The organism is Phycicoccus sp. 3266 (assembly GCF_031456495.1).
Taxonomy (GTDB): domain Bacteria; phylum Actinomycetota; class Actinomycetes; order Actinomycetales; family Dermatophilaceae; genus Pedococcus.
On the sequence record NZ_JAVDUW010000002.1, the window covers coordinates 651040 to 662337 of the forward strand.

11 protein-coding genes are annotated in these 11298 nt (G+C 71.6%); 10 read left to right on the forward strand and 1 reads right to left on the reverse strand.

Translation table 11 applies throughout. The features are described 5' to 3' along the window. Positions 1 to 24: 24 nt before the first annotated feature. From J2X64_RS12935 to J2X64_RS12965, 7 genes are all read left to right on the forward strand, one after another. Entirely contained in the window at positions 25 to 603 is a 579-nt protein-coding gene (locus tag J2X64_RS12935) for a F0F1 ATP synthase subunit B (protein ID WP_310155016.1), read from the forward strand. After that, positions 603 to 1418: a F0F1 ATP synthase subunit delta gene (locus J2X64_RS12940; protein WP_310155019.1), complete on the forward strand. Its 816-nt coding sequence runs from the start codon at positions 603 to 605 to the stop codon at positions 1416 to 1418. The genes J2X64_RS12935 and J2X64_RS12940 overlap by 1 nt, the downstream gene beginning before the upstream one ends. A 103-nt stretch (positions 1419 to 1521) precedes the next feature. Next, a complete protein-coding gene (gene atpA / locus J2X64_RS12945; RefSeq protein ID WP_310155021.1) occupies positions 1522 to 3159 on the forward strand; it encodes a F0F1 ATP synthase subunit alpha in 1638 nt (545 codons plus the stop codon). 94 nt (positions 3160 to 3253) lie between these two features. Further along, positions 3254 to 4153: a F0F1 ATP synthase subunit gamma gene (locus tag J2X64_RS12950; protein WP_310155024.1), complete on the forward strand. Its 900-nt coding sequence runs from the start codon at positions 3254 to 3256 to the stop codon at positions 4151 to 4153. A gap of 18 nt (positions 4154 to 4171) precedes the next feature. Continuing rightward, positions 4172 to 5632, forward strand: a complete 1461-nt coding sequence (atpD, locus tag J2X64_RS12955; protein WP_310155027.1) for a F0F1 ATP synthase subunit beta — start codon at positions 4172 to 4174, stop codon at positions 5630 to 5632. Between the two features lie 131 nt (positions 5633 to 5763). Beyond that, positions 5764 to 6030: a F0F1 ATP synthase subunit epsilon gene (locus J2X64_RS12960; protein WP_310155030.1), complete on the forward strand. Its 267-nt coding sequence runs from the start codon at positions 5764 to 5766 to the stop codon at positions 6028 to 6030. Positions 6031 to 6058: 28 nt separating this feature from the next. Further along, positions 6059 to 6487 (forward strand): DUF2550 domain-containing protein, encoded by a 429-nt coding sequence (locus J2X64_RS12965; protein ID WP_310155033.1) that lies wholly within the window; start codon positions 6059 to 6061, stop codon positions 6485 to 6487. Positions 6488 to 6505: 18 nt separating this feature from the next. Here the strand turns inward: J2X64_RS12965 and J2X64_RS12970 are convergent, their stop codons facing one another. Then, a complete protein-coding gene (locus J2X64_RS12970) occupies positions 6506 to 7132 on the reverse strand; it encodes a cob(I)yrinic acid a,c-diamide adenosyltransferase (RefSeq protein WP_310155036.1) in 627 nt (208 codons plus the stop codon). A 72-nt stretch (positions 7133 to 7204) separates the two neighbouring features. Between J2X64_RS12970 and murA the strand changes: the two genes are divergently transcribed. The 3 genes from murA to J2X64_RS12985 all read left to right on the forward strand — a co-directional run bounded on the left by murA (position 7205) and on the right by J2X64_RS12985 (position 11113). Next, the gene (murA, locus tag J2X64_RS12975) at positions 7205 to 8488 is read left to right on the forward strand and encodes a UDP-N-acetylglucosamine 1-carboxyvinyltransferase (RefSeq protein WP_310155039.1); all 1284 of its coding nucleotides are present in this window, start codon (positions 7205 to 7207) and stop codon (positions 8486 to 8488) included. Positions 8489 to 8612: 124 nt separating this feature from the next. Then, the gene (locus J2X64_RS12980) at positions 8613 to 8978 is read left to right on the forward strand and encodes an STAS domain-containing protein (RefSeq protein WP_310155042.1); all 366 of its coding nucleotides are present in this window, start codon (positions 8613 to 8615) and stop codon (positions 8976 to 8978) included. 116 nt (positions 8979 to 9094) lie between these two features. Further along, positions 9095 to 11113: a protein meaA gene (locus tag J2X64_RS12985; RefSeq protein ID WP_310155875.1), complete on the forward strand. Its 2019-nt coding sequence runs from the start codon at positions 9095 to 9097 to the stop codon at positions 11111 to 11113. Positions 11114 to 11298: the final 185 nt, after the last annotated feature.

Genomic DNA, 11298 nt, shown 5'->3' on the forward strand with positions numbered 1-11298 from the left:
GAGCTCCAACAGATAGGACGCGATGTGAGTACCGCATCCGTGGTCGCCGCCGGGGAATCCAACGGGTTCCCCTCGGGCTTCCCTCTGCTCCCGCACCCGGCCGAGATGATCGTCGGGGTCATCGCCTTCGCGATCTTGTACTGGCTGTACAAGACCAAGGTGGTGCCGCGCATGGAGGAGATGTACGCCGAGCGCACCGCCGCGATCGAGGGCGGCATGCAGCAGGCCGAAGAGGCCCAGCAGCAGGCCCAGGCTGCCCTCGAGCAGTACCAGGCCCAGCTCGCCGAGGCCCGGGCGGAGGCCGCGCGCATCCGTGAGGAGGCTCGCGAGCAGGGTGCGGCGATCGTCGCCGAGATGCGCGGTCACGCGCAGTCCGAGGCGGCCCGCATCACCGAGGCTGCGCACAAGCAGATCGAGGCCGAGCGCCAGCAGGCGATCGTCCAGCTGCGCAGCGAGGTGGGCCGCCTGTCCACCGACCTGGCCGGCCGCATCGTCGGGGAGTCGCTCGAGGACGAGGCGCGCCAGCGCGGCGTCGTCGACCGCTTCCTCGCCGAGCTCGAGGCCGGCGACGTCAAGCCCGAGAAGGTCGGGGAGGGCGCCTGATGCGTGGTTCGTCGCGTGTCGCCGCGCTCGCCGGCAGCAAGGCGCTCGACGCCGCGCTGGCCGGGGGCGTCGACCGCAGCAAGCTCGGTGACGAGCTGCTCGCGGTCGCGGACACCATCGACGGCTCCGCCACGCTGCGCCGTGCGCTCGCCGACCCCTCGCGCGAGGCCGCTGACAAGGCGGCCCTGGCCGAGCGTCTGCTCACCGGCAAGGTGACGCCCGAGACGGTCGTCGTGGTGAAGAACCTCGCCGGCCAGCGCTGGGCCGCCGAGCGCGACCTGCCCGACACCGTGGAGGAGCTCGGCATCTCCGCCGTCCTCGCGGGCGCCGAGCAGTCGGGCCGGATCGACCGTGTGGAGGACGAGCTGTTCCGGTTCGAGCGGACCGTGGCCGGCAACCCCGAGCTGCGCGACGCGCTGACGAACCGTCAGAGGGACCCGCAGGCCAGGGCCGGCCTCGTGCAGCGGCTGCTCGAGGGCAAGGCCGCCCCCGAGACCGTGCGGCTGGCCCGCCAGGCAGTGCTCGCACCCCGGGGCCGCAAGCTCGACCGGACCCTCGAGGGATACCTCGCCCTCGCCGCCCAGCGGCGCGAGCAGGTGACCGCCGTCGTGACGGTGGCGCGGGACCTCACCGACCAGCAGCGTGAGCGCCTCGCGGCCGCGCTGCAGAACATCTACGGCAAGCCGGTGCAGCTCCAGCAGGTCCTCGACCCGCACGTCATGGGCGGCATCCGGGTGCAGGTCGGCGACGAGGTCGTCGACGGCACCGTGCTGCGGCGGCTCGACGAGGCGCGACGGCACATCACCGGGAGCTGACGGCCGCGCGCCGCCCGCACCCCCAACCGACAACGCAGGACACACGACAGAGGTCGGCTCAGCCCGAGCCGGCAGCTGCACCACCAAGGGAGAAGAGAGTCAGATGACGGAGCTTTCGATCCGTCCGGAGGAGATCCGGGACGCACTGGACAACTTCGTTCAGTCCTACGAGCCCGGCGCGGCCTCCCGCGAAGAGGTCGGCCGCGTCGTCGACGCCGGTGACGGCATCGCCCACGTCGAGGGCCTGCCCTCGGCCATGACCAACGAGCTGCTCGAGTTCGAGGACGGCACGCTGGGCCTGGCGCTCAACCTCGACGTCCACGAGATCGGCGTCGTCATCCTCGGTGACTTCTCCAAGATCGAGGAGGGCCAGGAGGTCAAGCGCACCGGCGAGGTCCTCTCGGTCCCCGTCGGCGACGCCTACCTCGGCCGCGTCGTCAACCCGCTCGGCCAGCCGATCGACGGCCTCGGTGCCATCGAGACCACCGAGCGCCGCGCGCTCGAGCTCCAGGCCCCGACCGTGGTGCAGCGCAAGTCGGTGCACGAGCCGCTGCAGACCGGCCTCAAGGCCGTCGACGCCATGACGCCGATCGGCCGCGGCCAGCGCCAGCTCATCATCGGCGACCGCCAGACCGGCAAGACCACGGTGGCCGTCGACACGATCATCAACCAGAAGCAGAACTGGGACTCCGGCGACCCGCAGCAGCAGGTCCGCTGCATCTACGTCGCGATGGGCCAGAAGGGCTCCACCATCGCGGCCGTGCGCGGCACCCTGGAGGAGGCCGGCGCGCTCGAGTACACCACCATCGTCGCCGCTCCCGCCTCCGACTCCGCGGGCTTCAAGTACCTCGCCCCCTACACCGGCTCGGCCATCGGCCAGCACTGGATGTACCAGGGCAAGCACGTCCTCATCGTCTTCGACGACCTGTCCAAGCAGGCCGAGGCCTACCGCGCCGTGTCGCTGCTGCTGCGCCGCCCGCCGGGCCGCGAGGCGTACCCCGGTGACGTCTTCTACCTGCACAGCCGGCTGCTCGAGCGCTGCGCCAAGCTCTCCGACGACCTGGGCGCGGGCTCGATGACCGGCCTGCCGATCATCGAGACCAAGGCGGGTGACGTGTCGGCCTACATCCCGACCAACGTCATCTCCATCACCGACGGCCAGATCTACCTGCAGGCCGACCTGTTCAACGCCAACGTCCGTCCGGCGATCGACGTGGGTGTCTCGGTCTCCCGCGTCGGTGGTGCCGCGCAGATCAAGGCCATGAAGGACGTCTCGGGCCGCCTCAAGCTCGACCTCGCGCAGTTCCGCGCGATGGAGGCGTTCGCGATGTTCGCGTCCGACCTCGACCCGGCGTCGCGCGCCCAGCTGGCCAAGGGTGCCCGCCTCGTGGAGCTGCTCAAGCAGCGCCAGGCCGCGCCGTTCCCCGTGGAGGAGCAGGTCGTCTCGATCTGGGCCGGCACCTCCGGCCAGCTCGACTCGGTGGCCGTCGAGGACGTGCGCCGGTTCGAGGCCGAGTTCCTCGACTACCTGCGCCGGGAGAAGAAGGGCCTGCTGGACGCGATCCGCGAGTCCAAGAAGTTCGCGGACGAGACCCGCTCCGGGCTCGAGGACGCCGTCAAGGCGTTCAAGGAGCAGTTCGCCGCCTCCGGCTCCGAGAACACCCCGGTGGGCCACGAGGCCGACCCGGGCGAGCTCGAGCACGAGGTCGAGCAGGAGCAGATCGTCAAGCAGAAGCGCTGATGCGGTATGCCGGGTGCGCACCTCGTGCGCACCCGGCCCCGCCGGCCACCGGCACACCACCACCGAACGAGAACCAAGGAGAGGCGGCACAGATATGGGAGCGCAGATGCGGGTCTACCGCCAGCGCATCCGGTCCGTCCAGGCGACCAAGAAGATCACCCGCGCCATGGAGCTCATCGCAGCCTCCCGCGTCGTGAAGGCCCAGCAGCGGGTCAAGGAGTCCTCACCGTACGCCCGGGCGCTGACCCGTGCGGTGTCCGCGGTGGCGACGTACTCCAACGTCGACCACCCGCTGACGACCGAGCACGACGACGTCCGCCGCGCGGCCGTCCTCGTCGTCACGTCCGACCGTGGTCTCGCCGGTGCGTACAGCTCCTCGGTGATCAAGGAGAGCGAGCGCCTCATGGGCGAGCTCCGCGAGGCCGGCAAGGAGGTCGTGCCGTACCTCGTGGGTCGCAAGGCGGTCGGCTTCTACAAGTTCCGCAAGCGTGAGTACGCCCAGGAGTGGACCGGCTTCACCGACCAGCCGACGTTCGACGTGGCCAAGGAGATCGGCGACGCCCTCGTGACGGCCTTCAACCAGCCCTACGACGAGGGCGGCGTCGACGAGGTGCACGTGGTGTTCACCCGCTTCGTCAACATGGTCACCCAGGAGCCGGACGTCATCCGCATGCTGCCGCTGGAGGTCGTCGAGGGCGAGGAGGCCCCGGACCCCGACGACGTGCTGCCGCTCTACGAGTTCGAGCCGAGTGCCGAGCAGGTCCTCGACGCGCTGCTGCCCAAGTACGTCGGCGCGCGCATCTACAACTGCCTGCTCCAGGCGGCCGCGTCCGAGCTGGCCTCGCGCCAGAAGGCGATGAAGTCCGCCACCGACAACGCCGAAGAGCTCATCAAGAAGTACACCCGGCTGGCCAACCAGGCCCGCCAGGCCGAGATCACCCAAGAGATCAGCGAGATCGTGGGCGGCGCCAGCGCCCTCGCCGACGCGAGTTGAGAAGGTAGAGAGAAACCAATGACTGCCACTGTTTCTGAGAACGCAGCGGACACGGCCGTGGCCGGCGGCGTGGGTCGCATCTCCCGCATCATCGGCCCGGTCGTCGACGTGGAGTTCCCCGCCGACGCGATGCCGGACCAGTACAACCTGCTCACCACGACGGTCGAGCTCGAGGGCGAGGAGCGCAACCTCAACCTCGAGGTCGCCCAGCACATCGGCGACAACATGGTCCGCGCCATCTCCCTGCAGCCGACCGACGGCCTGGTCCGCGGCACGCAGGTGAAGGACACCGGCGGCCCCATCTCCGTGCCCGTCGGTGACGCCACCCTCGGCAAGGTCTTCAACGCGACCGGCGACGTCCTCAACCTCGAGGAGGGCGAGACCTTCGAGGTCAAGGAGCGCTGGGGGATCCACCGCAACGCCCCGGCGTTCGACCAGCTCGAGTCCAAGACCCAGATGTTCGAGACCGGCATCAAGGTCATCGACCTGCTGACCCCCTACGTGCAGGGTGGCAAGATCGGCCTGTTCGGCGGCGCCGGCGTGGGCAAGACGGTGCTCATCCAGGAGATGATCGCCCGTGTGGCCCGCGACCACGGTGGTGTGTCGGTGTTCGCCGGTGTCGGCGAGCGCACCCGTGAGGGCAACGACCTCATGGTCGAGATGGAGGAGGCCGGCGTCCTCGGCCAGACCGCCCTGGTCTTCGGCCAGATGGACGAGCCGCCGGGCACCCGCCTGCGCGTGGCCCTGTCCGCGCTGACGATGGCGGAGTACTTCCGCGACGTGCAGAACCAGGACGTGCTGCTCTTCATCGACAACATCTTCCGTTTCACCCAGGCCGGTTCCGAGGTGTCCACCCTCCTCGGCCGCATGCCGTCCGCGGTGGGCTACCAGCCCACCCTCGCCGACGAGATGGGTGTGCTCCAGGAGCGCATCACCTCCACGCGTGGCCACTCGATCACCTCGATGCAGGCGATCTACGTGCCGGCCGACGACTACACCGACCCGGCGCCGGCGACGACGTTCGCGCACCTCGACGCCACCACCGAGCTCTCGCGCGAGATCGCCTCGCTCGGCATCTACCCGGCCGTGGACCCGCTGACCTCGACGTCGCGCATCCTCGACCGGCGCTACATCGCCGAGGACCACTACAACACGGCGGTCCGGGTCAAGCAGATCCTCCAGCGCAACAAGGAGCTCCAGGACATCATCGCGATCCTCGGCATCGACGAGCTCTCCGAGGAGGACAAGATCCTCGTCAACCGCGCTCGTCGCATCCAGCGGTTCCTGTCGCAGAACACCTACGTCGCCAAGCAGTTCACCGGCATCGAGGGCTCGACCGTTCCGCTGGCCGACACCGTCGAGGCCTTCACGAAGATCGCGGATGGCGAGTACGACCACGTCGCCGAGCAGGCTTTCTTCATGTGCGGTGGACTCGACGACGTCGAGCGCCAGTGGGCCGACATCCAGAAGAACCTCTGACCAGCTCCACAGCGGGTCACCGTGGGGCCGGCCGCTCGGCCGGCCCCACGGCATACCGGCCGCCGGTCCCCGGAGCCGGGTCGATAGAGTGAGAACGTCGCACGACACGTGCCGTACCAACGGAGGATCCCGTGAGCACCCTGCAGGTTGAACTCGTCGCTGCGGACCGCAAGGTCTGGGAGGGCGAGGCGGACATGGTGCAGGCCCGCACCGTCGACGGCGAGCTGGGCATCCTGCCCGGTCACACCCCGCTGCTGGGCGTCCTCGTCGAGGGCGAGGTGCGGATCAAGTCCGCCGGCGGCACGAGCACGGCCACCATCGACAGCGGCTTCCTGTCGGTCGACCGGGACAAGGTCATCATCGTCGCCGAGGCGGTCGACGCCTCGCAGGTCGGCTGACCCGGGGCGCCGAGGAAGGGCGGGTCGCATGTCGCTCGTGGTCTCCGGGGAGATCCTTGCCGGCGTGCTCATCGTGCTCGTCCTGGCTGCCCTGCTGTACATCTTCGTACGACGGCGGCTGCTCTCCTCGGGCGCGCCGCTCATGCTCTGCGCCCTCCGGCCCCACGGCGGTACCCAGTACCGCCTGGGGCTGTTGCGGTTCTCGGGCAACGCGCTCGAGTGGTTCACGCTCGTGGGCCCCTCGCCGCGGCCCGCGCGCACCTGGGAGCGGCCGCTGCTCGAGCTCGGCCCGCCCCGGCCGCCGGCCAGCCCCATCGCGGGGCTGCCCGAGGCGGTGACCGTCGAGTGCCGCTACCGGGCGGACACCTTCGAGGTCGCCCTCGCCCCCGCGGCATACACCGCCATGCGCAGCTGGCTCGAGAGCTCGCCGCCGGGCTTCAACGTCAACGTCGCCTGAGCCCCGCCGGCGCCGCGATCAGCGCTTGGAGGGGTCCTCGGCGCGGCCACCACCGGGCTGCCACAGCACGTCGCCGCCGATCGGGAGGTTGGCGACGCGGGCGAGGACGAACAGCAGGTCCGACAGCCGGTTGAGGTACTTCGCGGTGAGCACGTTGACGCCGCCGTGGCCCTTGGTGCCGTCACCCGGCTGGTCGCCGTAGGCGTCGATGGCCGCCCAGGCCGCCCGCTCCGCCCGGCGCACGACCGTGGTCGCGACGTGCAGGTGCGCCGACCCCGGCGTCCCGCCCGGCAGGATGAACGAGCGCAGCTTCTCGACCCGCTCGAGGTATCGGTCGCAGTCGGCCTCGAGCTCGTCGACCCACTGCTGCTGCACGCGCAGCGGCGGGAACTCGTACTCGGGCTGCAGCGGCGTGCACAGGTCGGCCCCCACGTCGAAGAGGTCGTTCTGCACCCGCAGCAGCGTGGCCCGGACGTCCTCGGGCAGGTCCCCGGCAGCCAGGGCGACGCCGATCTGCGCGTTCGCCTCGTTGGTGTCCGCGTACGCGAGCAGCCGCACGTCGGTCTTGCTCGTGCGGCTCATGTCCCCGAGGTGGGTGTGGCCGTCGTCGCCCGTGCGGGTGTAGATGCGCGTCAGGTTCACCATGGGAGGAGCGTATGCCGGGGGAGCGGGGCGTCCGCCACGGGCCGGGGGCTGCGCCGTCGGTAGGGTGTGCCGGTGGCCGAGAGATTCCGTGTCGTGGGTGGTGCCAGCCTGCAGGGCGAGGTGCCCGTGTGGGGCGCCAAGAACAGCGCCCTGAAGCTGATGGCGGCCGCCCTGCTGGCGGTGGGCCGGACGCGCCTGACCAACGTCCCGGCCATCCTCGACGTGACCATCATGGCCGAGCTGCTGCGACGCCTGGGCTGCACGGTCGACTACGACGCCCCGACCGGGGTCGTCGAGATCGACGTGCCGGAGCAGGTCGGCCACCGCGCCGACTACGACCTCGTCCGCGCCCTGCGCGCGTCGACGGCGGTCCTCGGGCCGCTGGTCGCGCGCACGGGTGCGGCCGACGTCGCCGTCCCGGGCGGGGACGCCATCGGCTCCCGCGGCCTGGACCTGCACGCCGCCGGCCTCGAGGCGCTCGGTGCGAGCGTCCACGTCACCCACGGCTTCCTCGTCGCCGAGGCGCCGCGCGGCCTCTCCGGCGCCGAGATCCACCTCGAGTTCCCGAGCGTCGGGGCCACCGAGAACGTCCTCACGGCCTCGGTGCTCGCGCAGGGCACGACCCGGCTGGAGAACGCCGCCCGCGAGCCGGAGATCGTCGACCTCGCCGAGATGCTCAACTCGATGGGGGCCAGGGTCACCGGCGCGGGGACGTCCGTCGTCGAGATCGAGGGCGTCGACGCCCTGCACCCGACCGAGCACGCCGTGGTGGCCGACCGCATCGCCGCCGGCACGTGGGCGTTCGCGGCGGTCGCGACCCGCGGCACGGTCGAGGTGGTGGGCGGCGTGCCGGAGCACCTGACCGCCGCGCTCGAGCTGGTCCGGGCCAGCGGCGCCACGGTCGAGCCGACGGCGCGCGGGTTCCGGGTCGACACCGGCGGCCGGCGCGCGACCGCCTTCGACGTGGCGACGCTCCCGTACCCGGGGTTCCCGACCGACCTGCAGCCCTTCGCGCTCGCCGCGAACGCCGTCGCCGACGGGTCCGCCATGATCACCGAGAACCTCTTCGAGGCGCGGTTCCGCACCGTGCAGGAGCTCAACCGGCTCGGCGCCGAGACCCGGATCGACGGGCACCACGTCATGGTCCACGGCGTCGAGCGGCTCTCCGGGGCACCGGTCGAGGCCAGCGACATCCGGGCCGGGGCCGCGCTCGTCATCGCCGGCCTCGTGGCCGACGGCGTCACCACCGTGAGCGGGGCCCAGCACGTCGACCGCGGGTACGCCGGCTTCGCCGAGGCCATGCAGGGGCTCGGGGCCGACGTGACCCGCGAGCCGGACGACGCCCCCTACCTCTGACCGGCACCCGCTCGCCGGGCGACCGGGGAGGCCGTTACCGGATCTTGACCATGCCCGCGACAACCGTCGACCCCTCTTCGACCGTCGGTGTGGGTGAATGTCTGCAACGGACGAGGGGGTTCGCATGTCGGTCAGCAGCGAGGGGGCCCTGCCGGTCGCGGTCCGCGCGGTGGGCGGGGGCCAGGAGGTCGCCATCACGGGGCGCATCGACGTCCACTCCGTGCCCGACGTCCGGCTGCTGCTCCACGAGATCATCGACACGGGGAACGGGGACGTGCACATGCGCCTCGCCGGTGCCGAGATCGGTGACGCCACCGGTCTGGGGGTCCTCGTCGAGGCGTACAACCGGGCCCGCCGTGCCGGTCGCCGCCTGGCCGTCGTCGACATGACCGAGCGCACCGGGCGCCTGTTGCGTGCGTCACGGCTCGACCGCGCGCTCGTGCTCCGTGACGGCGAGGATGCCGTGCCTGTGGTGGCCGTCACCGCCTGAGCCCCTCCCTGCGGGCGCTACCCGCAGGTACTTTCGGCCCCATGGCCGAGCCCACCGACGTCCCCGTGCCCGACGCCGCCGCGCCCGCCCGTCCGCAGCGCGACCGACCCTGGGTCATGCGCACGTATGCCGGCCACTCCAGCGCCGCGGCCAGCAACGCGCTCTACCGCCGCAACCTCGACAAGGGCCAGACCGGGCTCTCGGTCGCCTTCGACCTGCCGACGCAGACCGGGTACGACCCGGACCACCCGCTCGCCCGCGGCGAGGTCGGCAAGGTGGGGGTGCCGATCTCCCACGTCGGGGACATGCGGGCGCTGTTCGACTCGATCCCGCTGGACCGGATGAACACCTCGATGACCATCAACGCGACCGCCATGTGGCTGCTCGCGATGTACCAGGTGGTGGCCGAGGAGCAGGCCGTCGCCGAGGGCCGGGACCCCGCCGAGGCCGTGCGGGCGCTCGCCGGCACCACCCAGAACGACATCATCAAGGAGTACCTGTCGCGCGGGACGTACGTCTTCGCGCCGGGCCCCTCGCTGCGGCTGATCACCGACATGGTCGCCTACACGGTGGCCGAGATCCCCAAGTGGAACCCGACGAACATCTGCAGCTACCACTTGCAGGAGGCCGGGGCGACCCCCGTGCAGGAGATCGCCTACTCCATGTGCACCGCCATCGCGGTCCTGGACGCCGTGCGCGACTCGGGCCAGGTGCCGCCGGACCGGTTCGGCGAGGTGGTCGCGCGGATCTCGTTCTTCGTCAACGCCGGGGTCCGGTTCGTCGAGGAGATGTGCAAGATGCGCGCGTTCGTCGCGCTCTGGGACGAGCTCACCCGTGAGCGGTACGGCGTGCAGGACCCCAAGCAGCGGCGCTTCCGGTACGGCGTGCAGGTCAACAGCCTCGGGCTCACGGAGGCCCAGCCGGAGAACAACGTCCAGCGCATCGTGCTGGAGATGCTCGCGGTGACGCTGAGCAAGGACGCCCGGGCCCGCGCGGTGCAGCTGCCGGCGTGGAACGAGGCCCTCGGGCTGCCGCGGCCGTGGGACCAGCAGTGGTCGCTGCGGATGCAGCAGGTCCTCGCGTACGAGTCGGACCTGCTCGAGTACGACGACCTCTTCACCGGGTCCGCCGTGGTCGAGGCCAAGGTGGCCGAGCTGCTCCAGGGTGCGCGCGCGGAGATCGCCCGAGTGCAGGAGATGGGCGGGGCGGTCGCCGCGGTCGAGAGCGGGTACATGAAGTCCGCGCTCGTGGCGTCGCACTCGCTGCGCCGGGCCCGGATCGAGTCCGGCGAGGACGTCGTCGTCGGCGTCAACAAGTTCGAGACCACCGAGCCCAACCCGCTCACCGCGGACCTCGACGCCGCGATCCAGACGGTCGACCACGACGTCGAGGTCAAGGCCGCGGAGGCGGTCCGCCGCTGGCGCGAGGAGCGCGACGCCGACCCGGGGCGCCGGGAACGTGCGGAGGCCGCGCTGGCGCGCCTGCGTGAGGACGCGCGTACGGGCACCAACCTCATGGGAGCCTCGCTCGAGGCGGCGCGCGCCGACGTCACCACGGGGGAGTGGGCCCAGGCGCTCCGCGACGTGTTCGGGGAGTTCCGTGCCCCCACGGGCGTCTCCGGCTCCGTCGGCGTCACCGGCGAGGCGGGGAGCGCCGAGCTGCGCGAGGTGCGCGACCAGGTGCGCCGGACCGGCGAGGAGCTGGGCGAGCGGCTGCGGGTGCTCGTGGCCAAGCCGGGCCTGGACGGTCACAGCAACGGGGCCGAGCAGGTGGCGGTCCGGGCACGCGATGCCGGGTTCGAGGTCGTGTACCAGGGGATCCGGCTCACGCCGGAGCAGATCGTGGCGGCGGCCGTCGCCGAGGACGTCCACCTCGTCGGCATCTCGATCCTGTCCGGGTCGCACATGGCGCTCGTGCCGGAGATCCTCGACGGGCTCGAGCGGGCCGGCGCCGGTGACGTGCCGGTCATCGTCGGCGGCATCATCCCCGAGGCTGACGCCCGGGCCCTCAAGGCGCTCGGGGTGGCCGAGGTGTTCACCCCGAAGGACTTCGGGCTGACCGAGATCATGGGCCGGTTCGTTCAGGTCATCCGCGCCTCGCGGGGGCTGCCGGCCCTGGCCGCCCAGCCGGCCTGAGCCCCACGGGCCGGGACGTCCCGGTCCGAGGCGGCGCCGTCCCGGACGGCCGGGTGGAGGTCTCGACACGATCCGGTCAGCAGTTGGTCAAATCGCCCTCCCGGGGCGTGCCGCTGGACTAGGTTGCCCGCGGCGTGGTGAACCAGTGGAGGCGTGTGCCCTCCACGACCCCGGGCAGGCCGGAG